The 23,940-nt window shown below is 36.9% G+C and carries 20 protein-coding genes and 1 pseudogene; 9 read left to right on the forward strand and 12 right to left on the reverse strand.

The genetic code is table 11. The features are described 5' to 3' along the window. Window positions 1-132 precede the first annotated feature (132 nt). The 6 genes and pseudogenes from JNUCC25_RS25695 to JNUCC25_RS25720 form a co-directional block, all read right to left on the reverse strand. Window positions 133-1,641 (reverse strand): DEAD/DEAH box helicase, encoded by a 1,509-nt coding sequence (locus JNUCC25_RS25695; protein WP_098196942.1) that lies wholly within the window; start codon window positions 1,639-1,641, stop codon window positions 133-135. Window positions 1,642-1,720: 79 nt separating this feature from the next. Then, entirely contained in the window at window positions 1,721-2,566 is an 846-nt protein-coding gene (locus tag JNUCC25_RS25700) for a DegV family protein (RefSeq protein ID WP_029319365.1), read from the reverse strand. A gap of 106 nt (window positions 2,567-2,672) precedes the next feature. Continuing rightward, window positions 2,673-3,110, reverse strand: a complete 438-nt coding sequence (locus JNUCC25_RS25705; protein WP_013059770.1) for a YaaR family protein — start codon at window positions 3,108-3,110, stop codon at window positions 2,673-2,675. A 119-nt stretch (window positions 3,111-3,229) separates the two neighbouring features. After that, window positions 3,230-3,661: pseudogene (gene fliS / locus JNUCC25_RS25710) on the reverse strand (flagellar export chaperone FliS). A gap of 423 nt (window positions 3,662-4,084) precedes the next feature. Beyond that, window positions 4,085-4,768: a response regulator gene (locus JNUCC25_RS25715; protein ID WP_013059772.1), complete on the reverse strand. Its 684-nt coding sequence runs from the start codon at window positions 4,766-4,768 to the stop codon at window positions 4,085-4,087. A 77-nt stretch (window positions 4,769-4,845) separates the two neighbouring features. After that, window positions 4,846-5,994 carry a sensor histidine kinase gene (locus tag JNUCC25_RS25720; RefSeq protein ID WP_013059773.1) on the reverse strand — a complete coding sequence of 383 codons (1,149 nt, stop codon included), beginning with the start codon at window positions 5,992-5,994 and terminating at the stop codon, window positions 4,846-4,848. A gap of 439 nt (window positions 5,995-6,433) precedes the next feature. Between JNUCC25_RS25720 and JNUCC25_RS25725 the strand changes: the two genes are divergently transcribed. Then, window positions 6,434-7,069 carry a YigZ family protein gene (locus JNUCC25_RS25725; protein WP_029319369.1) on the forward strand — a complete coding sequence of 212 codons (636 nt, stop codon included), beginning with the start codon at window positions 6,434-6,436 and terminating at the stop codon, window positions 7,067-7,069. 196 nt (window positions 7,070-7,265) lie between these two features. After that, the gene (locus JNUCC25_RS25730; RefSeq protein WP_013059775.1) at window positions 7,266-8,264 is read left to right on the forward strand and encodes an LCP family protein; all 999 of its coding nucleotides are present in this window, start codon (window positions 7,266-7,268) and stop codon (window positions 8,262-8,264) included. Window positions 8,265-8,304: 40 nt separating this feature from the next. Here JNUCC25_RS25730 and JNUCC25_RS25735 read toward each other — a convergent pair whose 3' ends face one another. Further along, on the reverse strand, window positions 8,305-9,357 hold the full coding sequence (locus JNUCC25_RS25735; protein ID WP_013059776.1) for a glycosyltransferase family 4 protein: 1,053 nt from the start codon (window positions 9,355-9,357) through the stop codon (window positions 8,305-8,307). A 630-nt stretch (window positions 9,358-9,987) separates the two neighbouring features. Here JNUCC25_RS25735 and JNUCC25_RS25740 point away from each other — a divergent pair. Together JNUCC25_RS25740 and JNUCC25_RS25745 are read left to right on the forward strand one after the other, a co-directional pair. Next, window positions 9,988-10,521, forward strand: coding sequence for an NfeD family protein (locus JNUCC25_RS25740; protein ID WP_013059777.1), 534 nt, complete (start codon window positions 9,988-9,990; stop codon window positions 10,519-10,521). Between the two features lie 20 nt (window positions 10,522-10,541). Next, window positions 10,542-12,071, forward strand: a complete 1,530-nt coding sequence (locus tag JNUCC25_RS25745; RefSeq protein ID WP_013059778.1) for a flotillin family protein — start codon at window positions 10,542-10,544, stop codon at window positions 12,069-12,071. A gap of 36 nt (window positions 12,072-12,107) precedes the next feature. Here the strand turns inward: JNUCC25_RS25745 and JNUCC25_RS25750 are convergent, their stop codons facing one another. From JNUCC25_RS25750 to galU, 3 genes are all read right to left on the reverse strand, one after another. Beyond that, entirely contained in the window at window positions 12,108-12,815 is a 708-nt protein-coding gene (locus JNUCC25_RS25750; RefSeq protein WP_013059779.1) for a WecB/TagA/CpsF family glycosyltransferase, read from the reverse strand. 66 nt (window positions 12,816-12,881) lie between these two features. Continuing rightward, the gene (locus JNUCC25_RS25755; protein WP_013059780.1) at window positions 12,882-14,165 is read right to left on the reverse strand and encodes a nucleotide sugar dehydrogenase; all 1,284 of its coding nucleotides are present in this window, start codon (window positions 14,163-14,165) and stop codon (window positions 12,882-12,884) included. 244 nt (window positions 14,166-14,409) lie between these two features. Then, a complete protein-coding gene (gene galU, locus JNUCC25_RS25760) occupies window positions 14,410-15,294 on the reverse strand; it encodes a UTP--glucose-1-phosphate uridylyltransferase GalU (RefSeq protein ID WP_029319374.1) in 885 nt (294 codons plus the stop codon). A gap of 241 nt (window positions 15,295-15,535) precedes the next feature. Here galU and JNUCC25_RS25765 point away from each other — a divergent pair, with 241 nt between their 5' ends. The 3 genes from JNUCC25_RS25765 to JNUCC25_RS25775 all read left to right on the forward strand — a co-directional run bounded on the left by JNUCC25_RS25765 (window position 15,536) and on the right by JNUCC25_RS25775 (window position 21,065). Continuing rightward, window positions 15,536-17,098, forward strand: a complete 1,563-nt coding sequence (locus JNUCC25_RS25765) for a replication initiation protein (RefSeq protein ID WP_098277599.1) — start codon at window positions 15,536-15,538, stop codon at window positions 17,096-17,098. Next, window positions 17,091-19,721 carry a DEAD/DEAH box helicase gene (locus JNUCC25_RS25770; RefSeq protein WP_064472198.1) on the forward strand — a complete coding sequence of 877 codons (2,631 nt, stop codon included), beginning with the start codon at window positions 17,091-17,093 and terminating at the stop codon, window positions 19,719-19,721. Before JNUCC25_RS25765 ends, JNUCC25_RS25770 begins: the two co-directional genes overlap by 8 nt. A gap of 297 nt (window positions 19,722-20,018) precedes the next feature. Next, entirely contained in the window at window positions 20,019-21,065 is a 1,047-nt protein-coding gene (locus JNUCC25_RS25775; protein ID WP_029319380.1) for a C40 family peptidase, read from the forward strand. A gap of 537 nt (window positions 21,066-21,602) precedes the next feature. Here the strand turns inward: JNUCC25_RS25775 and ssb are convergent. Next, window positions 21,603-21,965: a single-stranded DNA-binding protein gene (gene ssb, locus JNUCC25_RS25780; protein WP_013059785.1), complete on the reverse strand. Its 363-nt coding sequence runs from the start codon at window positions 21,963-21,965 to the stop codon at window positions 21,603-21,605. Between the two features lie 96 nt (window positions 21,966-22,061). On the opposite strand from ssb, the gene JNUCC25_RS25785 reads away from it, so the two are divergent. Continuing rightward, window positions 22,062-22,499 (forward strand): YwpF-like family protein, encoded by a 438-nt coding sequence (locus tag JNUCC25_RS25785; RefSeq protein ID WP_014457773.1) that lies wholly within the window; start codon window positions 22,062-22,064, stop codon window positions 22,497-22,499. 523 nt (window positions 22,500-23,022) lie between these two features. Continuing rightward, entirely contained in the window at window positions 23,023-23,445 is a 423-nt protein-coding gene (locus JNUCC25_RS25790) for a helix-turn-helix domain-containing protein (protein WP_013059787.1), read from the forward strand. A 28-nt stretch (window positions 23,446-23,473) separates the two neighbouring features. Here JNUCC25_RS25790 and fabZ read toward each other — a convergent pair whose 3' ends face one another. Then, window positions 23,474-23,908: a 3-hydroxyacyl-ACP dehydratase FabZ gene (gene fabZ / locus JNUCC25_RS25795; RefSeq protein ID WP_013059788.1), complete on the reverse strand. Its 435-nt coding sequence runs from the start codon at window positions 23,906-23,908 to the stop codon at window positions 23,474-23,476. Between the last annotated feature and the right edge of the window lie 32 nt (window positions 23,909-23,940).

Raw genomic sequence — 23,940 nt, forward strand, 5'->3', positions numbered from 1 at the left:
TGCAAATGCTACTGGTGATGATGGGACATTTTTGCAAGCAAACAGTGCAAATCCTGGCCGTTGAAGAAGGTTTTAACAATGATCTCCAATCGAAAGAAGAGACAAGAGGTTCAAAACAAATCAGACATATTGTCATCGATCAACCAGCCCTTCCTTATAAGCTAGAGCATTCATATATTCAATATGCTCTTTTGCTTTTCGCATAGACAGAGACTGCCCATAATGAAAAAAGACCACGTCTCCCGTTGGAAATTGAGCACTCCTCCCCACTCTTCCTGAAATCTGAACAAGAGCACTTTCAGTAAAAATCGTTTCTTCTGCTCCTAATACTGCAACATCTATGTTGGGAACCGTTACGCCTCGCTCTAATATTGTTGTCGTTACTAAAATAACTAGCTGCCCTTCTCTAAATTTCATTACTTTTTCTTTTCGCTGGGAATCTTCAGCATGGACACCGTCTACCTTTTCGGTTAGCTTCCGAATCATGTCTGTGATCGGAGCAATCCACTTAATTTGCGGGACGAAGATAAAGCATTGTTTCCCTTCATTTATTCTTTTTTTCAGCCATTTCTCAACATTAGCAGGCAAAGTATCTGTTTTCATTTTTTTCTTCCAATTGCCACACCATTCAAACCGAGGAACAGGAATAAGCATTCGGTGATAGCGGGCTGGAATTTTAACTACTTGTTTTTTCCCTTGCTCAACGTCTTTTTTTAATGATTCATTTGGAGTCGCTGTTAAATAAATCTTTGATGCAGCGTGTTTAGCTGCTTTTGCAACAGCATAGTGCAGCATAGGCTCTGTCGAATACGGGAATGCATCTACTTCGTCAATAATCAGCACATCGAATGCTTGATAATAATGCAGAAGTTGATGAGTGGTGGAAATAATAAGAGAGGATTCATGAAAACGGTCTTCGCTGCCTCCATACATAGCCAGCACAGACATATCCGGAAATGCCGATTGAATTCTTGGCTTTAACTCAATAACTACATCTGTTCTTGGAGTAGCAATACAGACTTTCTTTCCGCTGTTCAATGCTGCTTCAATACCTTTAAATAAAATTTCCGTTTTTCCTGCTCCGCAAACAGCCCAAATTAACAGCTCTTCATCCTTTTTTATAGCTTGAATGAGTTCATTTGAAGCACGTTCTTGAGCTTTAGACAGCATTCCTTTCCAATTCATCACGCTGCTTTTTGGCAGGACATTACTTGTTGGTCCTTCCCAGTTTATAAAAGGTGTGCACTCACTTACTTTCCCCATTACAATACACGCTCGGCAATAGTAGCACTCCTGGTGACATCTACTGCATGGAAATGAAGCAAAATAAAAGGGGCTATCACTTCCACACCGGTTGCATTTATATCTGTTTTCTTTCTGGGTAAGTGCTTTTTGATAGGAAATATATCCGTTTAGATAATGTTCATGAATGAGAGATAAAGGATAGGGAGTCTGAGTTAGTAGAAGTTGCTTTCCGCTTAGAGAACGCTGAAGATCTAAAGAGTAGGGGTATGAAGGATTTAAAGGTGGAGTTCTCCACGTATCGATTTTTGAGAGAGGAAAAGCAGCTGGGCTAGGTACTTGAACGGGATTTAGCAATTCTTGTTTAACAGTAAAAAGCATATCTTCATTCCTTTCCATTTTTATCGTACACATCTATATACGCAAAAAAAGGTGTTTTTTCCTGCAAAAAAACCAAATCAAATGATTTGGTTTTCGATTACTTTTTATACCAGCCTATACCGATGGCACCTTCACCTAAATGTGTGCCAATGACAGCGCCAAAATAAGAAAGGCTCCATTCAATATGAGGATATTCTTGTTCTAACTCTCGTTGAATTTCTTTTGCTTCATTTTCACGATTAGAATGAATAACTACAGCCTTCATAGGTACGTTTTCTTTTGCATCCTCATCAAGAAGCTCGGTAATTCGTTTTAATGCTCGTTTACGCGTACGAATTTTTTCAAACGGAACAATTTTTTTAGATTCAAAATGGAGCACGGGCTTTACTTGAAGCAGACTTCCAATAATAGCCTGAGCAGCATTTAGACGACCTCCACGCTGCAAGTGAGATAAATCATCTACCATAAAATACGCACGCATTGATAGTTTCATCTCTTCAAAACGCGCAATGATTTCGTCAGGATGTTTATTTAATTGGACCATCTCGGCTCCTTCAATCGCATAAAAGCCTTGAACCATACAGCTGATTTCTGAATCAAATACGTGCACGTCAAAGTCTTCTACCATGCTACCTGCCGTCAAAGCACCCTGATACGTTCCGCTAATTCCACTAGATAACGTAATAACGATAGCAGCATCGAATTGATCTCGTTTTAACTGTTCAAACAACTCTACAAATTCTCCGATAGCAGGCTGAGAAGTGGTTGGAAGATTTTTTGCTTCTTTAATTTTTTCAAAATATTGATCTGCAGTCATATCTACTTCTTCACGATATGTTTCTTCACCGAAAATAACGCTTAGCGGCACCATATGTATATGATAGTTTGATCGAATTCCCTCTGATATATAGGCGGTACTATCTGTAATAATTGCTGTTTTCATAAGATAGGGATCCATCCTTTGTTATATAAAATAATTTCACTCTATTCTACAACATTTAGGATTAAAATGCATGTAACGAGAGGTTTACCTATTAGTAAAAGCTCCCTCACGTATACATATTAATTAACAAACCTTGAATTTCTCCAACCCGCTTGAGTAAATTTAAACTGTCTTTTTCTTTTTGAAGGATATCATTTGTCAAGTCAACTAGTTTCGTATCCACTTCTTTCACTAACTTATATACTTTAGTCGTTCCTCTATGATTAAATCCTCTTTCTTCATGAAGTTCAAAACCATTTTTAACCACTTCGTTCATAAACTGCTTCACAAGCGTCTTGTATTTCCGCAAAGAATCAATAGTTTGACTTTTCACTAACTGCTTTCCCTGTTCTTCAATTTTATTTATCACTTGAGTTAAATGTTCATAGGTTAGTTCTTTTTGCTTCTTGGCCATTACTCCTGTAAATGAAACCGAACCACTTACTTCTTTTTCTCTAATGAGATTCATGGAAGAAGAAAGACTGTTAATTCGCTGTACCTCCACTATGTATCTCTCCTTTCTCTGTTAGTATACACTCCATTCAATTTAGACTTTTAGATGTGCTAGCTTGATTAGCTGAAAGTTTCGAGAGGCATCTGATGCGTGGATATGATGATTATCCTTTAGCTAAGAATGATACTTATGTGCTGTTCATAAGAAGACAGCTTGTTTTTTCGGAGCGAAGAGGTAACTTTAGGCGTCGCTTTTAACACTTCATTCCAAGCGTTAGAAAGCTTCTTCATCATTTGTTGAACTTCACATAAAATAAATGTATCTTTTTTTAAATTAGCCCTAATTAATCACTCAGACATATAGTTGTATAGGGTATCTAACTGCTCTGCAATGATACCTGCTTGATATGTTAAGCCAATTCCTAGCCGATATAAAATATCGTTGCACTGTTTAATTTTTTCATTCGCTGTAAAATAATCGCTGTGTTGAATTGCTATAACAGCTTCATCAATATTTTGAATAAATTTTTCATATATCATAGCTGTTAGCTCTTGCGGAGATTTATGATAGATTAATTCTTCTGTTATAAAATTCAGCTTCATCACCTTCTTGTCTTCTTTAAATCAGTTTTCTATTTATTTCACTAAAAGCTAACTTTTAAATTTTTTAAAGGACACCAGTTGAGGTTTGAATAAATTCTTCTACGACCTCATATGTATCTGAATGTATTAAAGACCTTTTTTTACAAGAGCATGCATCAACTTGATGGACATTGTTTTGAGGTATGGATGCTTTCGTCGAAGGTTGTAGGATCCTCAAGATTCCCTTTATGCTTAAACGAAGTTAAAGGACGAGTAAATGTGTAAAGGTATCATCCTTTGCCTTCCTAAAAGATATTTTCTCCCCTTAATTTATCGGTTGTTTTCCTCTCTCATTAAACATGACTTTTTACCTACAATTTCAAAAAAAGTTATAAAAAGAAAAAAAAAGTCCGATATACCTAGTGGTATATCGGACTTTTGAACTTATCTTACTTCTACCCAACCGTTTTTGATTGCCACAACAACAGCTTGAGTACGATCATTTACATTCATTTTTTGCAAAATATTACTCACATGGTTTTTAACGGTTTTTTCACTAATATATAATGCTTCTCCGATTCCTCGGTTACTTTTACCATCAGCTAACAGTTGTAGCACTTCGCACTCACGACGTGTTAACAAATGTAGTGGACGGCGAATCTCAATTGGTTCGTGCGGATAAGAAGACGATTGTCCTTGAGCTGCTAGTCGACGGTACTCTTTTACTAAACTATGCGTTACCTTAGGGTGTAAATATGAACCACCTTCTGCAACTACTTTCACCGCCTCAATTAACGCATCCGCATCCATTTCTTTTAGTAGATAGCCTCGTGCACCTGTTTGTAAGGCATGAGTTACATATGTCTCATCATCATGGATAGATAAAATAATAACTTTAGCGTCCGGATTTACTTCTACAAGCTTTTTCGTAGCTTCTACACCGTTTACAGCCGGCATGTTAATATCCATGATTACAACATCAGGTTGATGTTCTTCTACAAGGTCAATAACTTCGCTACCGTCGTCACCTTCTGCAACTACTTCAAAATCTTTTTCGAAATCTAAAATTCTTTTTACTCCTTCACGGAATAATTGGTGATCGTCGATTATGATAATTCTTGTCTGCATGTTTGATTCCTCCCCAAATCGAACAACAAATGTTTTACTCTATATTGACCCCTATTTATATACATATCTCTGCCTTTTTAAGCGGCTATAATCGGTACTTTAATCATAACAAGCGTGCCTTGGTTAATTTTCGAATGAACAGAAATAGTCCCATCTAACAAATCAACACGCTCTTTCATTCCTATTAAGCCGAACGAATTCTCTTTTTTCTCTTCTTGATTAAAACCGCAGCCGTCATCTTTGACAAGCAAAATAGCGTGTTCATTGTTGAACTCTATCTTCACTTGGATTTCCGTCGCGTCTGCATGTTTTAATGCGTTCGTTACAGCTTCTTGCACTAAACGAAACAGTGCTACTTCTAATTTTGAAGCAGTTCGCTTCTCTTGTCCAATGGAAATAAACGTAATCCGAGGCTTGCCTTCGTTATAATCTTCGATTGTATCAAGATATTTACGCAGCGTCGGAATTAGACCTAAGTCGTCAAGTGCCATCGGTCTTAAATCATATATAATTCGACGCACTTCGTATAGGGCAGAACGAACCATTTTTCGTAAATCTCGAATTTCTTCCATTGCTTCTTTTGCACTACGTTCCCGGTAAATTCGGTCAATTAATTCCGATCTCATCATAACATTTGCAAGCATTTGAGCTGGGCCGTCATGAATCTCTCTTGACAAACGTTTCCGTTCCTCTTCCTGAGCTTCAATAATCCGAAAGCCAAAATACTCTTTTTGAATGGCATCTTCTACTATTTCCCCTACTTGTTTTAAATCACTTGTTAAATAATTTAACACAACGGAAATTTGACCTACTAGGTGATCTGCACGTTTAATCGTTTCTTCTAATGTAAGCAAGCGTCTTTCTAGTTCATCTCGACGATTACGCAGCTGATATTCGCTTTGCTGATTCATCAGCAGCTTGGTTTGTAATTCGTGTGCTTTTTCATAAGCGTCTTTTACTTCAGGCTCTGAATAAATTTGAAAATGTCGGCTCACATCAGACAAACGCTTTCGAGCCAACCTTGCCTGAGTTTCCAATTTATCGCCTTGCTCTATCGTCTCAAGAACTTTCCCTTTTAACACTTCTAACTCTTCTTTTATTTGCTGATATTCTTGTCTGGCATCTTCAGAAAGGCGATAGACTTCATTTTTACTATCTCCCACTGTGCCAATAATCTTCTCGAAAATTTCATCAAGTGCCTTGCTTGTTAATTTATGTTTCGACATTTACTCACCCCAAACTATACTCACATTCGGAGAAATGTCTATACGTTCATGCTATATATAGTATTCGTATGACCTATCTGAATTGTGAGGATAAGATCCATATTTTCTCCCTATCTGACTTTTTATATCCAAAAAGTAACGGTTGTTTTTAGTACCCTCAAACTCGACATCAATCGACGCTTGACTCGCGTTATTTGAATAGATTACCATTTACGCTCACTCTTCAACAGTGACTAACTGCCTGTTTAAACCATTTCATTATTTAGCTATACAAGCCTGCACACTCTTTTATTATAACGTATATTCTGTATAGCTTGTTCAAGTGATGTTGAATTTGATTAATTGATGTCTTTTCATAAACATTTTATACTAATAGCAAGTAAACAGTACGTAAATACCCGTTTTTCTTCTATTTATAACGCTAAGGAGGATTTTTTGATTGTTATCACAATATTATACCGTAAAACAAGAAGGTTCACATGAAATCACTATTCAAAAATCTAGATTCATTTGTCATATGAAACGTGTAACAACTGAGGAAGAAGCTCAGCAATTTATCCAAGACATTAAAAAACAGCACTGGAATGCTACTCATAACTGTTCAGCTTACCTAATTGGAGAACGAGATCAATTTCAAAAAGCAAACGATGATGGAGAACCAAGTGGAACAGCAGGCGTACCAATGTTAGAAGTGCTCAAAAAAAGAGGCTTAAAAGATACCGTGGTCGTCGTTACGCGCTATTTCGGAGGCATTAAATTGGGCGCAGGTGGCTTGGTGCGCGCGTATGGAAAATCCGTTTCCGAAGCGTTAAATGAACTAGGTACAGTCAAACGAACTCTCATGGCGGTTATGCATACAACCGTCGACTATACATGGCTTGGAAAATTAGAAAATGAGCTTCGCAGTTCCGTTTATCTATTAAAAGAAATCCACTACGCAGATATGGTAGAGATTGAAACATTTGTAGAGGAAGCTCAAACAGAAGCATTTACTGAATGGATGACCGAGCTAACAAACGGCCAAGCAAACATTCGAGCAGGTGAGACGACCTATTTAGAAGAAGATGTAGAATGAATTATTTACTCTTATTAAAAAACATTGTACAATTGATAAATAGCGCAACTATTCTGATGGTTGCGCTACTTGTCAATGAGTAAAAAACCTCGTACAGATGCATAGCTTTGACGAGTTTGATTCATACATTCCAATTTATAACACATACTAAGTGTCACAATAAGTGTTCGAATATACGAATAAAAGGAGAAACCGTATGGCTCAATATAGACGTTTTCAAAAAAGAGTAAACAAACGGAAAAGAAAACGAAGGCTTTTTACATTTTTTCTGTTACCTATCCTTATTTTAGGGCTTTCTGCAACCGCTTATGGCTCTTATTTATTTGTTAAAGCTAAAACAGTAGCTTCTGATTCTTATGAAGGACTTGGAGATCGCGATAATTCTCCTATGCGCGATCGTAAAATCGATCCCAAAAAAGATGATATATCTATTTTATTTATGGGCGTAGATGATAGTGAAACCAGGAAATTCGGAAAATCAGCCCGTACGGATGCTTTAATTTTGGCGACCTTTAACGAAACCAATAAAACCGTAAAGCTTGTAAGCATACCTCGAGATTCGCGGGTTTATATACCTGAAGTGAACAGAAAAGATAAAATTACTCATGCACATGCTTACGGAGGTCCAAAAGCAACTGTAGAAACGGTAGAACAGCTGTTTAATGTCCCTGTTGATTACTATGTTAAAGTGAATTTTAAAGCTTTCACAGACATTGTAGACTCACTTGGGGGAATCGATTTTGATGTACCTTATGCGATGAGTGAAAAGGACTCAAAAGATCGTCATAATGCTATTGTCTTAAAACCAGGAAATCAACATTTAAATGGCGAAGAAGCGTTAGCTGTTGCTCGAACACGAAAACAAGACAACGATATTGAGCGAGGAAAAAGACAACAGCAGTTGATTGAAGCCATGATTAAAAAAGCTGCTTCCATTGGATCACTAAATAAATATGGAAATCTTATCGAAGCTGTTGGCGATAATATGAAAACGAATTTAATGTTCGGTGAAATGCTTTCGTTTTATGATTATGCTTCGAAAAAAGTAGACATCGAAACCATTAACTTAGACGGTAGCGATGAAAAAATTAACGGCGTGTACTACTTTAAACTAGACAATGATTCAGTGGAAAAAGTAAGTGAAAAGCTCCGCAAGCATTTAGGCATTGAATCAACTTCAGATACAACAGAATAATTAAAAAGACCTCTTGGATATCCAAGAGGTCTCTTTTTAATTAATTTTTTAAACGAAGTCCACGAACCATGTTAAGAATTGGCCTATATGTCTTATCAACTAGTCCTATCTTTTCAACAATAATTTCAATGGCTACAAGGAGGATAGCTAGTACAAGAAAAGACCCCCACATTGTTTGTACCTTTGAGAAGATAACTGCCGCTAAACCAAATATCGCACTCATTCCATAAATAATTAAAACCGTTTGTCTATGGCTGTACCCTAAGCGCAACAAGCAATGATGCAAATGAGATTTATCAGGAGCCGATAGCGGTTGATTTTTTACGATTCGGCGAATAATAGCAAAGAACGTATCTGAAATTGGTACCCCTAAAATAATAACTGGAACAATGAAGGAAATAACCGCTACATTTTTAAATCCTAACAGAGACAACACAGAAATCATATAGCCTAAAAACAGTGCTCCTGTATCGCCCATAAAAATCTTAGCGGGGTGAAAGTTGTAAAACAAAAATCCGAGCGTACTTCCCAATACGATGAAACCCATGCTTGTCACAAATACATTGCCCATCATAATAGCCATACCCGAGATGGTAATCAATACAATAGAGGAAACGCCGGCAGCTAATCCATCCAATCCATCAATTAAATTAATAGCATTGGTAATTCCTACAATCCATAATACCGTAATTGGAATACTTAACATTCCGAATTCTAATTTTCCCCCAAACGGCAAGTTAATGAAGTCAATTTGGACTCCACCGTATACAACAACAATTAATGTCGCTACTAGCTGACCGCCTAATTTGATTTTAGCGGATAGCTCAATCATATCATCTAAGACACCGGTAATGATGATAATGATGCTTCCGATTAAAATCGGCAGCGCATATTTACTGTCAGGCTGTAAAACGAGGTATCCAATAAGAAAACTAAAAAATATCGCCAAACCTCCAAGGCGAGGCATAATTTTTTGATGAACTTTTCGTTGATTTGGTTTATCCGTTGCACCTATTTTAAACGCCAGCTTCTTAACCAGCGGAGTGATCAGAATAGATGTAATAAAACAAATAAACAAGGTCAAATATAGCATGGAGACCCTCCTCAGGTTTATGTTAACCAAAACCATAAAAAATGTATCCAACTTTATATAATTGGATAGTATTTCAAATTGTGTATAACAATAATTACTTACTTATTCCCAAAATGGATTATATCACAATGATTCTACTACTTAAATAGAAATTTATTCTCAAAAATTAGCACATTTACAAACTATCAATAGAAAAGAACTGTATTTTTTGGTGTATAAACAGCTGATTTACTTTATTCTTATGTGGTTATTTTATGTAGAACATTTTCTTTACTATACTTTATGAAAATATAAGCGAACTCCCCCCTTTTTCGTCTAATTTATTCGTCATCTCTAACTCTTTTTCCTTTTTATTAAGCATATTTAAACCTTTATTTTTATTTCACATGGCCCCACTCATTATATGAACAAACTTTTGACCTATGCATGTCCACTATTTCAAACCACATTCACTGAATCGTTGTCCTTATCTTATATCATTTAAAAGTTAAAATATAGTGAAATGGATAGAGATGAAATTGAACAAAAAAAGGAATTTTATCAAAAAAATGAAACTTTTTTCGATACGGTTCGTAATACATAGTAGGAACAGCATCAATCATCTTACATAAAGGGGGTGTTGAATGAACTATGTTCGGTCTATCTGTTCAAACAGTGTATTTGTATGGATTAATTATCTGCGGAAGTCTCACCTTCTTATACATTTTATTTAGCGATTTGTTAGATGGATTATCTGAAGCGATACCTTTTTTTAACCCCACTCTTCTTTTTTCTTTTTTAACATTCTTTAGTGCCAGTGGATATTTGTTCACCTATACGTCATTGCAAAATTATTGGATTATTTCGATTTCCGCTCTTATTGCCCTTCTACTCGTTATTTTGCTCAACGTTTTTGTATTGATTCCTTTATCATCGGCTGAAGAGTCTCTTGCTTTTACTGAAGATTCGTTAAAAGGAAGACTTGGTACCATTATTACTTCCGTTCCTGCAGATGGTTATGGAGAAGTATTTATCGAAGGCGTTAGCGGCACTATCTCCAAACCCGCAGCCAGCTTTAAAAACACTGCTATACCTTTAGGCAGCAAAGTGCTTGTTGTAGATATACAAAGGGGCAACGCACTCGTTGTGATTTATGAAGAAGTTATGACCAATCACTCATTATAAATAGTATTAGGGGGAGTTTTATGTTTTCAACACCTATATTAGTTGTCGTTGGAATTGTTGTTTTTTTATTAATTGCGCTGATTGCCGTATTTATTACAAAATACCGTACAGCAGGTCCAGATGAAGCGTTAATTGTAACAGGAAGCTATCTGGGAAACAAAAACGTGCACATCGATGAATCCGGAAACCGCATTAAAATTGTTCGCGGCGGCGGTACGTTTGTGCTGCCAGTTTTTCAGCAGGCTGAGCCTCTGAGCTTGCTGTCAAGCAAACTGGAAGTATCTACACCTGAAGTATATACAGAACAAGGTGTTCCTGTTATGGCTGATGGGGTATCAATCATCAAAATTGGAGGTTCTATTTCAGAAATTGCAACGGCCGCTGAGCAGTTTTTAGGCAAAGCAAAAGAAGATCGTGAAACCGAAGCTAGAGAAGTCTTAGAAGGTCACCTTCGCTCGATTCTTGGTTCTATGACGGTAGAAGAAATTTACAAAAACCGTGAAAAATTCTCTCAAGAAGTACAGCGCGTAGCTTCACAAGATCTAGCTAAAATGGGGTTAATTATTGTATCGTTTACAATTAAAGACGTTCGGGATAAGAACGGCTATCTAGAATCTCTAGGGAAACCTCGTATTGCTCAAGTTAAGCGAGATGCTGACATCGCAACAGCGGAAGCTGAAAAAGAAACAAGAATCAAGCGTGCTGAGGCTCATAAAGATGCCCAAAAAGCGGAGCTTGAGCGAAATACAGAAATCGCGGAAGCTGAAAAAATGAATCAGTTAAAAACCGCTGAATATCGTCGCGAACAAGATATTGCCAAAGCTCGTGCTGACCAGGCATATGATCTAGAAACAGCTCGCGCGAAACAAGATGTAACAGAACAAGAAATGCAAATCCGCATTATTGAACGTCAGAAACAAATTGAATTAGAAGAAAAAGAAATTCTTCGTCGTGAGCGTCAATACGATTCTGAAGTAAAAAAGAAAGCTGATGCAGATCGTTACTCTGTTGAGCAATCCGCAGAAGCTGAAAAAGCAAAACAGCTTGCTGAAGCAGACGCCAACAAATATCGAATTGAAGCAATGGCTAAAGCTGAAGCTGAACGCGTTCGAATTGATGGTTTAGCAAAAGCTGAAGCTCAGCGTGCCCAAGGTGAATCTGAAGCTGAGATTATCCGCTTAAAAGGTTTAGCTGAAGCAGAAGCTAAACAAAAAGTAGCTGAAGCATTCGAGCAGTTCGGTCAAGCGGCTATTTTAGATATGATTATCAAGATGCTTCCTGAATATGCAAAACAAGTTGCAAGTCCTTTAGCAAATATCGACAAAATTACGGTTGTGGATACAGGAAGCAACGGTGAAAACAGCGGAGCTAATAAAGTGACTGGCTATGCAACAAACTTAATGTCTTCTCTTCAAGAATCGCTGAAAGCATCCTCAGGTATAGATGTGAAGGAATTGATTGAAAACTTTTCTGGAAAAGGAAATGTGCGACAAAGCTTGCACGAACTAACGGATGAAATCAAGCAACAAAACAAGAAAGAAGATATCTAAAAATAAAAAGCATGCGGACATAATCCGCATGCTTTTTTAACCTCTTAACACTCGGAGAAGAAACCTAGGTAATTCTAACTGACGCTTCCATCTCCATGGTTCTTTTAACAGTCGATAAAGCCACTCTAAACCAAACTTTTGAAAAACAGCAGGTGCTCGGTTCAATCGTCCTGAAATAACATCGAACGAGCCCCCTACGCCTTGATAAACAGAAGGATTGAGTTTCTCTTTATGAGCAATAATCCAATTTTCTTGGGCTGGACTGCCTAAAGCCACAAAAACAATTTCTGCTCCTGAATCATTAATCGTACGTTCAATGACTTCTTCATTTTTTTCGTAGCCATTTAATGTTCCAACAATTAAAATCCCTGGAAACATCTCTTCCAACTTAGCTTTGGCTTCATCTGCAATTCCAGGCTTGGCTCCGTATAAAAAAATTCTTTTACCGTTATTCGTTGCTTCTTTACACAGCTTCAGCATCATATCAATACCCGTTACACGCTCACGAATACGTCCCTTTTTGAGCTTTGAAGCTAAAATCACACCGATTCCATCTGGAATTTGATAAGTCGCTTGATTTAATAGTGACTTTAATTCCCTGTCTTCTTGTGCTTTCATAATTTTTTCAGGGTTGATTGCTACAATAAATGATTTTCGGCCTTTATCTATATCCTGAAGTAACTTTACCGCTAGCTCATCGTACGTGTCGCTACAAACGTCTATTCCTAAGATGTTTTCCTTCATTAAATCACCCGTATGTTGATTTTTTAGTTTTTTACAAACGAAAGACAGGCTGTTCAGCCCGTCTTTTTATAAAGTAGAAACTTTTGAATCACCAAGTAACACTACGTCAAAGCCTGCTGCTTTCCATTGATCACGCTGAATGCAGTTTTTCGTATCAAAAATAACTTTTGTACGCATGTGATTTTCAACAGCTGATGGAAGAAGCTCTTTGAACTCATTATGATCTGTTAAAATAAGAATCACATCCGCATGTGCAACAGCTTCATCCAAACTTTGCGTCTGACGTTCGATTTTATTCTCTTTGATATGAGGATCAAATGCTGTGTAATCAACGCCCAGCTTTTCTAAATGATGAAGTACATCTGTTGATGGACTTTCACGCATATCGTCAATATTTCCTTTAAAAGCTAAACCTAAAACAGCTACACGTCCATGTTGAATGCCCTTTTCATCTAGTAGGCTTTTCGTTTTCAATGCTGTATATTCAGGCATTGAATCATTTGTATGACGAGAAAGAGAAATAATTTTTGCCAGTTCTGGCTGAAGCTCCGTTAAGAACCAAGGGTCAACAGCAATACAGTGGCCGCCTACACCAGGACCTGGTAAATGAATGTTTACACGTGGATGATAGTTCGCTAACTTAATCGCTTCCCACGCATTTACACCAATTTTTTCACTGATTTTTGCCAGCTCATTTGCAAACGCAATGTTCACATCACGATATGTGTTTTCGATTACTTTCACCATTTCAGCTGTTGTAGCATCCGTTACGTGAATATTTCCTTTTACAAATGTTTTATAAAGCTCAACAGTCAAACGACTAGACTCTTCGTTAATACCACCGACAATACGGTCATTATTTACTAGTTCCTCAAATACCTTTCCTGGAATAACGCGTTCAGGTGAATGAGAAACAAATAACTCACTGCCTAATTCTAAACCAGTTTCTTTTAGCACAGGTAGCATAACGTCTTCTACTGTACGCGGAGGAACTGTGGATTCTAAAATTACTAAATTTCCTTTACGAACGTAAGGAACAATCGATTTTGTGGCTTCTCGAACATAGTTCAAGTTTGCCGTTTTATCTTCATTAATTGGTGATGGTACAGCAATAATAAAAATATCCGCCTCTTCAGCTGTTGTGCCTACCGTGAAGTGTCCGTTGTCAACTGCTGATTCTAAACGTTCTTGTAAGCCGTTTTCTTCTATATGAAGTTGCTTATTTTTAATTAATTCTACTGCTTTTTCATTTACGTCGACACCATGTACATATAAGCCGTGATTGGCAAACATAACAGCTGTCGGTAAACCTATATATCCTAAACCAACTACACACAATTTCTTTGTCATTGCAGAAAATCTCCTTTATATGACATGCTTAATAAATAAAACCTATCTGATATTATATCGAAAAATGTCATTTCATGATAGCATTTATATAAAAACATGAAATAATTTCTTTTACTTATTATTATGTAACATTTTATGAGAATTCATCAATAAATGATATAACCATCTTTTGTACAACGATCTCTAACCCAAAAGAACTATTGAAAATCTCCTTGATTCCCAATAGTTCCCTAGTAAATATATTTTACATATGCCCTTCTTTTTCGACAATTTCTCTAAAATAGCTCACTAACTCTTCTCGCAGCGGTTCTCTTTGCAGAGCTAAATCAATTGTTGCTTTAATGAATCCAAATTTATCTCCAACATCATAACGTTTTCCTTCGAAATAATAAGCAAGAACACGTTGAAATTCATTCAGACGTAAAATAGCATCTGTTAATTGAATTTCTCCTCCTGCGCCAATCTCTTCTCTACTTAAAATATCAAAAATTTCTGGTGTTAAAATATAGCGCCCCATAATTGCATAGCCTGAAGGGGCCTCTTCTGGATTCGGTTTTTCAACGAGCGTTTCTACGTCTAATAATCCTTTTTCAAGAGGCTCTCCTTTAGGACCTACAATTCCGTACTTTGAAGTTTCTTTCCTAGGCACCTCCTGTACACCAACTACAGCGCATTCATATTTTTCGTATACGTCCATTAACTGTTTCAAACAAGGTGTTTCTGATTGAACTACATCATCGCCTAGCATAACAGCAAAAGGTTCATCTCCGATAAAACTTCTTGCACAGTGAATGGCATGACCTAATCCTTTGGGTTCCTTTTGACGAATGTAGTGAACATTAGCCAAATTCGAAATCCCCTGCACTTCTTCGAGCATGTCCCACTTTTCCTTTGCGGCTAATGTTTCTTCTAACTCATATGATTTATCAAAATGATCTTCGATTGCTCGTTTTCCGCGACCGCTTACAATTAAAATATCTTCAATACCTGATGCTACTGCTTCTTCCACAATGTATTGAATCGTTGGTTTATCTACAATTGGCAGCATTTCTTTAGGCTGTGCTTTTGTAGCCGGCAAAAAGCGTGTCCCTAATCCAGCTGCTGGAATAATAGCTTTACGAATTTTCACTTACTTTTCCTCCTGTCAATGTCAATCGTGCTTATTGGTTATAGTATAGTAAGTCTGCGATTGAGTATGTACACAAAGTCATGTTGAGTCCATTTCTTTTTATAAAGAGTCATGTTGGATTCTGCTTTATCATAACAAAAGATTTTGTATAATTCTATTTTTATCATTTATAATGAAAAGAAAATTAATCACTTATAAATATAATTTTATGCTCCACTTATGTATAGAAAGGAATGGGATTATGAGTTCGTTTTCAGATCACTTACAGCACCAATTTATACATCATTTCCCGTACAGTGATGCAAGCTATCGTACGAATGCCCAAGCAGGATTAGACCTTTACCGTACCCATTCATTCTTCATTTTGCACAATGATGAACAGATATTAAACGTTAAAATCGATTCGTTTTATGTTGAACTAAACAAGCAGCTGCTCCCTGAAAGTACCTGTTCTTGTCAGCATAACGGATTTTGTGAACACTGCTTTGCAGCGTTTTTTTATATGTATTCATTAATAGAACCGCTTGCGCCCCTATTCAAAGAATGGCGAAATCATGAAAAAGCAGCTTTGACTATGCTATCTGCCAAACAAGTGTTAAAAAAGCCGAAGGCAACTTTTCAAGAGTGGAGACAAACTTTTGAGGAGCAGTATACGCTTTTTATGCAGGGGCGGAACGAAAATGACCGTTCCATTTATCACGAATATTATCAGTACTATTACCGTGCTTTAGTGAAAAAGGCTCCTGAGCACCCATTGCTTTATGCTTTATTTTGTATGTATGGAGCGGTCCATACATTCTATAAACTATCAGCTCAATTACAGGCACATCAGCTTTCTACTAACATCGAGGAATCATTTGTATATAGTCACGTCTACAAAATAACAAATGAAATTTATGCTACCGCTGATTCATTAAAGCAAACGAAATACGATGGAGATGCATTATCTATTATAGAGGACAGCATTCCATACATCCGAGAATTATTGCATAAAGATATGCCTTTACAATACGAACGTATTGAGATTTATCGCGTTATTTGGCAAAAAGTCTTCACGTTAGAAAAGTGGCGAAAAACTGAGGAAAGCGAATTAAAAGCCAAGCACGTTTCTTTTATAAACAATACAGCTCTTTCCTATCTTTTATTCCTTCAAGAAAAAGATGGCGAAGCAAAAGAACGTTTGAGCGATGAAACACTACAAATGATTCCCTATCTTATTCCTTGGTTAAATGATTTATTGCACGAAAAAGAAACTGACCGCTTTGCTCAGTGGGGCTCTTATATAATGGCCTATATAGGAGATTACGTACGCACCGTTCCGACTACTTATCAAGGAAGCCGAAACATGGTCTCCATGATTGTAAATTTATTTCAGCACTATAAAGACTTAACGAACGATCAAACTTTGTATACTGAAGCATTACAAACATTACTTCCCTATAGTTTTATTGAATACAGTGATTTTCTATATGCTTCTGACCAATTGAAAAAGTGGGTTGAATTACAGGTGCTTCTTCAATATGACAGCATCAAATATGACGAGCAAACGATAGAAGCCTTAAAACAAAAAGATGAAAAGCTGGTTATTCCTCTTTATCATCAAATGATTTCAAAGCTGATTTATGAAAAAAAGAAAAGCAGTTATCAAGAAGCCTATATCTACTTACAAGAATTAAAGAGACTTTATCTACAAATGAATCGCTCTCTACTATGGGAACATTATATGGAAGAATTAGCGATAAAAACGAAGAAACAGCGCGCGTTTCAACAACTATTAGAAAAAGGAGATTTACTGAATGTTTGATTTGTTTCATTTAACACTTGAAGTCGAACCTGTACACGGTGACTTTTTTCTCTACTGTGTATCACCTAGCGGCCAAATTTTGCTCCCTGATACATGGAAAGATGCGCTGTTTCTATGGCATGAACAGACCTATTACGGAAGCGAAGCTACACAGGTTGAGATTAATGGAAAAAAAGGAATTCTTCTTTCTGCATGGCAAATGTTCACTTTCATACAACTACCTATTCAACAGCATGTGTTGAAACCGGCTTTGTCCGCTTCAGCGGAAGCTTATCAGCAAATTGCAGTCGATATGACAAAGAGGATTATCCAAGGGAAATTTCATTCTCTTCCTTTAAAAAAACAAATGACTGGATCGCTTTCACAAGCTGATGAGCAAGAGTGGCGAGCACAAATTAAAGAGAGCCTGTTAAAAAAAGAAGGAAAGGACTTTTTAATAAGCATAGAAGGCGAGAGCTATAATCCTCCCTTTGACCTTTCATTGCGTATTGTAGAGCCAACGACCGATGGAGATGTATGGACGGCTGAAACATTCGTGATTCCCCACGATGAAGCCAAAGAACCTTTTATACTGGGAAGAACGCTTCCTAAAGAGTGGAACCACTACGAATCATATATCGCTTACGAACACGAACGATGGAAAGCATTGGCTCCTACTTTATACCAAAAAGGCGCGTTTATTCAGTCTGTCCTAACAGATGAGGAAGTATGGGAATTTCTAACTCAAGATAGTCCAGCATTGATTAAACAAGGTGTCTCTATCCATTTGCCAAGCTGGTGGGAATCATTAAAAAAAGCCACCATCAAAGTATCTGGCGCTATAGAAAATACTTCATCTGCATTGTTTGGTAAGCAAGCTATCAGCAGCTTCCGCTGGTCATTTTCTATTGGCGATCAAACTTTCTCAGAAGAAGAGTTTCGGAAATTAGTCGAACAAAAACGCCGATTATTATCTATTAACGGACAGTGGATTCAACTGGATTCTAGATTAATTAAACAAGCGCAGAAAATTGTTAAAGAAGCTAGTAAAAAAGGCGTCTCAATTCATGAAATTTTAAAAACGAAGCTAACCTACATGGCAGACAGTAAAACCGATGAAGAAGAGGTAAAAGTTGAGTTCCAACTCCCCGCTTCCTTTCAATCATTTATTACATCCTTAACGGATTTAGAACGGCTGCCGGAAGTGCTGCCTCCCTCTGAATTTAAAGGTGCATTAAGACCTTATCAGCAGCAAGGTTTGAATTGGCTCATGTTTTTGAGAAAGTTTAACTTAGGAGGATGTCTAGCAGATGACATGGGGCTAGGTAAAACCATTCAATTAATTGGTTATTTAACAAATATTCATCAGTTACATAGCTCTCCTTCTCTTATCGTTTGCCCAACTTCTTTAATTGGAAACTGGGAAAAAGAATTACAGAAATTTGCCCCTTCTCTTCGTGTTCATGTTCATTACGGGCCGAAAAGAACCAACGGATACGCATTTGAGAAGATATGTGAAAGTACTGACGTTGTGATCACGACTTATCAAGTTGCTCTTTTGGATGTCGAATTGTTGAAAGGGTTTATGTGGAACAGCATTTCCTTAGACGAAGCACAACATGTTAAAAACCCGCAGACTAAACAGGCGAGAGCCATCCGTCAGCTGCAAGGAAGACACAAAATTGCGCTTACTGGAACTCCAATTGAAAACCGTCTGCTGGAACTATGGTCATTATTTGAATTCATCAATCCTGGTTACTTAGGAACAATCAATTCATTTAAAAACCGATTTGTAGCAGGCATTGAAAAAGGCGAGAAACCTGAACGAACTGTTGAGCTTAAAGCACTCATTCAGCCTTTCTTATTGAGAAGAACAAAACAAGATAAAAACATCGCCCGCTCACTGCCTGATAAACAAGAACAAAAAGAATATATCCCCCTGACAGCGGAACAAGCTTCACTTTACCAAGAGCTAGTTCAAGGAATGCTTCAAGAAACAGAGGAAAAAACAGGATTTGAACGAAAAGGCATGATTTTGCAAACACTAAATAAGCTAAAATTATTATGCAATCATCCAGCTTTGTACTTAAAGGAAAGTGCAGCTAAACAAACGGTACGGCGATCTCATAAAAGTGAAAAAATTATTGAACTCGTAGAGAGCATTCGCACACAGCAAGAAAGCTGTTTAATCTTTACTCAGTATATTGAAACAGGACTCATGCTGCAAAGAACCTTAGAAAAAGAAATCAACGAGCCGGTTTTATTCCTTCACGGAAGTTTGTCAAAAGAACAACGAGATGCGATGGTTGCTCAATTTCAAGCAAGGAAAAAAGCCATCTTTATCCTTTCTCTTCGCGCAGGTGGAACTGGATTGAATTTAACAGCTGCAAATCACGTTATTCATTTTGACCGATGGTGGAACCCTGCCGTTGAAAACCAAGCAACCGATCGCGCCCATCGAATTGGGCAGAATAAATTTGTTCATGTTCATAAGTTTATTACAAGAGGAACGATTGAAGAAAAAATTGATGAAGTGATGAATCAAAAACAACATCTAAACAATGAACTCATCCAAGGAGATCAATGGGTAACAGAACTTTCTAATAAAGAACTACAAGAGCTTCTTGCATACAGAAATGAATAAGAAAAATTATAAAATGTGTTACAACGTTACTAAAAAGAGGACTTTTTTACTTGTCCTCTTTTTTTATTAGATCATTCGACACAAAAAAATAAGTGCAAATCATTCTCCAGCTACTGATAAAGATACAAAAAGCGCAATAAATAGCGTTTTTTGAATAAAAAGGTATTTTTATAGCGAAAAAGACCCTTTACTTTCTCTTTAAATTCCAGCATATTTATACATATAATATTTTTGTAATTTAATAGACATATTGGAAAAATAAACACGAAACATTTACATAATTAGGGGGATTTATTAATGAAAAAAAGGCAGCTCGCTTTATCTCTAGGCGCCATTGTTGGCGGGACATTCTTATATCAAGCTTCAGCTGAAGCATCTGCTTCAACTGTTCAAGTGAAAGCTGGAGATACACTTTGGTCATTATCTACCAAATACCATACAACGGTAGAAGCTTTAAAAAGCGTAAATAAGTTATCTTCAAATACAATTCACATAGGACAAACGTTATCGATTCCTTCCGCTTCAACCTCTCAACCATCTAATAAGGAAGAAAAGCCTTCAGCTCCTGCTACTGGTTCGACCTATAAAGTTCAAAGCGGCGATACCCTTTGGAAAGTTGCTACTCGTTTTAATATGAACGTAGAAGAATTAAAACGTTTGAACGCTCTTTCTTCTAACATTATTTATATTAACCAAACGTTAAAAGTAAATGGAAGCAATAGCGCATCGACTCCAACTACGAGTAAACCAGCAGAAACTCCTTCTAAGGATGCAAACGGAACTTACAAAGTTCAGCGTGGAGATAGCCTATCTAAAATAGCTTCGACATTTCACATGAGCGTCAGTGAGCTAAAACAAATAAACGGATTAACGTCTAATACGATTTATGTAAATCAACAATTAAAGGTATCAAAAAGCAGCCAAACAACTACGCCAACAACAAAACCAAGTACACCCACACCTTCAACTTCTAACGGAACATTAAATGTATCGCAAATGATTTCAGATGCAAAACGTTATATAGGTGTTCCTTACAAATGGGGTGGCACAACTCCTTCTGGTTTTGACTGCAGCGGATTCATTTATTACGTAATGAAACAACAAATTTCTACAACGCGCTATACGACGGCTGGTTATTGGAGTGTATCAACACCCGTCAGTAATCCACAGCCTGGAGACTTAGTGTTTTTTAATACATATTCTAGCGGTCCTACACATATGGGCATTTACCTTGGTAATCGTCAATTTATTCATGCTGGATCTTCTACGGGTGTAACCATCGCAAGCTTAGATAACAGCTACTGGAGCAAGCGCTACTTAGGGGCAAAAAGATTTTCTAAATAATTGATAGAAGCTGAAACAAAAGTATTTTAGTTGGAGGAAGATCCGAACGAGTTTGATTCTTGATGGAGAATCAAACTCGTTCGGATTTTTTCATTGGTAGGGTGGACGTAGGTTTCATATATGTAGGTTCTTCTAGCTGTTGAGCGGAGGGCAAAGCGAAGACTCCTGCGAGAAAAGCAGAATAGATGAGACCGCGCGCAAGTGACGAGGAGGCTCATCGGCCGTCCGCGGAAAGCGAATCCTTGCACGGAAATCAACAGTGGTGTAACAAGTGATCCATACTAGCTCACCCCATTTGTTTGTCTTTAGATTGCATTAATTCAGTTATGTCTCAACCTCTTATATACAGCAAAAAAACCGTTAAATGATTTAACGGCTGAAATAGAGGAATAGTTCGGGGGTAGTGAATACTTTAGTTTTCTCTCTTGAGAACATAGAAAGAGCCTTGCTCTTAAAAAGGATCTATCTTCTATTATGATAGATAAGAGGAATTAAAACCTTAGCTGAACTAATCACCCCCTTTCATACTAGATAACTTTATTCTTCTTGTTGATTTGAATCAAATGAAGAAAAACCGGATGGCTTTCCACTTAAAAACTTAACAGCATCAGCCACAACGTCGGTCATATATACTCGTTGCTGAAGATTATTTTCAAATGTGCGCGTTTGTACACGCCCTACCACACCTACAACCGCTCCTTTATCACAGTAAGCAGCCGTATTTTCTGCATTTTTTCTCCACAGAGTAATGTTGACAAAATCAGCATCATATTCACCTTCAACATTTCGAAACGTTCGATTAATTGCTAAAGTAATAGTAGATACTGCAATCCCTTCATGGGTATATCGAAGCTCAGGTTTTTTTGTCAGTCTTCCTACAAGAATAATATGGTTAATCATAGTCTACCACTCCAACTGATTGAATAATGGGAATCTTTAAGCTCATTCATGTTATAATATGGATAACCTACTATTTACGTAAAGGAGGAAACATCAATGAAAACATTTAAACTTGTGTCATTTCAATTGGTTGATGATCAAGAAAAGCGTCAGTCTGTCTCACTAACTAATGGCCTTATTATTAATAAAGAAGACGGCGAAAATAACTGGATTTTAGAAGCAGTTATCGATAAGAAATGGTACGATGAATTTCATGTTTTGTTGAAAGATAAACAAAAAATGACGGTAGAAGCTAAAATTACGAAAGAAACAAATGATCCGGCTACCTTTATAGCTACCGTGGCTTCCATTACTTCAATTGGTGAAAATCGTATTAGTTTGTTGATGAAAGGTGTTTTAAAAGAACGGAGACTTCATTATGCTGAAATGCTCTTAGAGGATTTAATTAACCAAGGGTTATCAGGTCAAGATTTACTTCAACAGTTCAAACTGCAGCTTCGAAACAGACCGATAAAAAGTACATCTAAAAAATAAGTCAAGTCATCTCAAGGTGTCTGGATTTAAAAGAGAGGATTATTGTTTGCGGTCTTTTTCGTTGGTCCATGAGAAGGGTAAAGAAAAGAGAACTCACTGGAGAGGTACCTTTCTTTTTTTCCTAAAAATAAATGAGCACAACTAGAACGTTTGAAGCGATTATCTCTTATGCGAGCGCCTTGCCTTTTCAAATAAAAATTTGTCATTTTTTCACTCCTTTTTCTTTGTAATTCGTATATTAATGCATTTTCCCCCGTTATTCAACCATTTTTTTCAATATACCGAACAAAAAATAGGATTTTTTTACTATAAAAACCTCTATTTTTGTTCTTTTTTTTATATCCATGCAGAAAAATGAATCTTTTTAGAGAAAAAAAAGAAATAAAAACAGGTTTTATTCCCTTTATTGCAGAAGGTAAAGTGTATATGTTTCATATTGTGCGAATTTAGCATGTTACAAAGAACATGAACTACATTCGAACAATAAGACATATACTTATCTTTACGAAATCAGGTGATGCATATGAAGGATTTTGGAGAAAGAATTAAACATTTCAGACTAAAAGGAGGATTTTCACAAGAAGAATTAGCAAATCAGTTGAATGTTTCTCGTACAACTATTTCAAAATGGGAATGTTCGAAACAAACGCCTTCCATTTTTGATTTTCTATCTCTATGTAATTGTTTTCAAATTACGCTGGACCAACTTATTGAGCCTTCCTCTTATAAACAAGATCATTTACATGACTTCCAACTTCTTTACTTAACAAGAAAATGTGAATCGGATTCACACGACGAGACCATTTTAACCCTCATAGATAAACAGCCCTTATTGAAACATGTGCTCTTACAATTTTCATCTCTGTCACCAACACTTCAAAAAGAGTTGCTAATGGATATTATACCTTTATTAAAGAAACTTTTTTCTGCTTTGCAGCGTCAATAAAAAAAGCTGCATCAGCAGCTCTTATGTACTATTCTTTTTTATCACCTAAAGCAAACATAATATCTGTTTCGCAGACTAACTCTCCATCTACAGTTGCGATACCTTTTCCTTTGCCAATAGATCCACGCGCACGTACAATTTCAACCTCTAAACGCAGTTGATCACCAGGTCTTACTTGCTTTTTAAAACGGCAGTTGTCAATGCCTGCAAAAAATGCTAAACGTCCTTGATTTTCTTCTTTTTTTAGCATAGCTACTGCTCCTACCTGAGCCAAAGCTTCTACAATTAAAACCCCTGGCATCACAGGATAGTCAGGGAAATGCCCGTTAAAAAATTCTTCATTGGCAGATACGTTTTTTAAACCAACTGCTTTTTTTCCCTCTTCCACTTCTAAAATGCGATCGACCAATAAAAATGGATATCGGTGTGGAATAATTTCTTTAATTTGTTCAATATCAAGCATAAATAAGTCTCCTTTCAAACCGCATGTAACAT

The sequence above is a fragment of the Priestia sp. JNUCC 25 genome (genome assembly GCF_053667915.1).

Coding starts and splice junctions, on each gene's coding strand:
- JNUCC25_RS25765 (WP_098277599.1), top strand. CDS start 15,536: ATGAGTTCGTTTTCAGATCACTTACAGCACCAATTTATACATCATTTC.
- fabZ (WP_013059788.1), bottom strand. CDS start 23,908: ATGCTTGATATTGAACAAATTAAAGAAATTATTCCACACCGATATCCA.
- JNUCC25_RS25775 (WP_029319380.1), top strand. CDS start 20,019: ATGAAAAAAAGGCAGCTCGCTTTATCTCTAGGCGCCATTGTTGGCGGG.
- JNUCC25_RS25770 (WP_064472198.1), top strand. CDS start 17,091: ATGTTTGATTTGTTTCATTTAACACTTGAAGTCGAACCTGTACACGGT.
- JNUCC25_RS25750 (WP_013059779.1), bottom strand. CDS start 12,815: ATGAAGGAAAACATCTTAGGAATAGACGTTTGTAGCGACACGTACGAT.
- JNUCC25_RS25720 (WP_013059773.1), bottom strand. CDS start 5,994: ATGTCGAAACATAAATTAACAAGCAAGGCACTTGATGAAATTTTCGAG.
- JNUCC25_RS25715 (WP_013059772.1), bottom strand. CDS start 4,768: ATGCAGACAAGAATTATCATAATCGACGATCACCAATTATTCCGTGAA.
- JNUCC25_RS25740 (WP_013059777.1), top strand. CDS start 9,988: ATGTTCGGTCTATCTGTTCAAACAGTGTATTTGTATGGATTAATTATC.
- JNUCC25_RS25745 (WP_013059778.1), top strand. CDS start 10,542: ATGTTTTCAACACCTATATTAGTTGTCGTTGGAATTGTTGTTTTTTTA.
- JNUCC25_RS25785 (WP_014457773.1), top strand. CDS start 22,062: ATGAAAACATTTAAACTTGTGTCATTTCAATTGGTTGATGATCAAGAA.
- JNUCC25_RS25700 (WP_029319365.1), bottom strand. CDS start 2,566: ATGAAAACAGCAATTATTACAGATAGTACCGCCTATATATCAGAGGGA.
- JNUCC25_RS25695 (WP_098196942.1), bottom strand. CDS start 1,641: ATGGAAAGGAATGAAGATATGCTTTTTACTGTTAAACAAGAATTGCTA.
- JNUCC25_RS25755 (WP_013059780.1), bottom strand. CDS start 14,165: ATGACAAAGAAATTGTGTGTAGTTGGTTTAGGATATATAGGTTTACCG.
- JNUCC25_RS25730 (WP_013059775.1), top strand. CDS start 7,266: ATGGCTCAATATAGACGTTTTCAAAAAAGAGTAAACAAACGGAAAAGA.
- JNUCC25_RS25790 (WP_013059787.1), top strand. CDS start 23,023: ATGAAGGATTTTGGAGAAAGAATTAAACATTTCAGACTAAAAGGAGGA.
- ssb (WP_013059785.1), bottom strand. CDS start 21,965: ATGATTAACCATATTATTCTTGTAGGAAGACTGACAAAAAAACCTGAG.
- JNUCC25_RS25735 (WP_013059776.1), bottom strand. CDS start 9,357: ATGCTATATTTGACCTTGTTTATTTGTTTTATTACATCTATTCTGATC.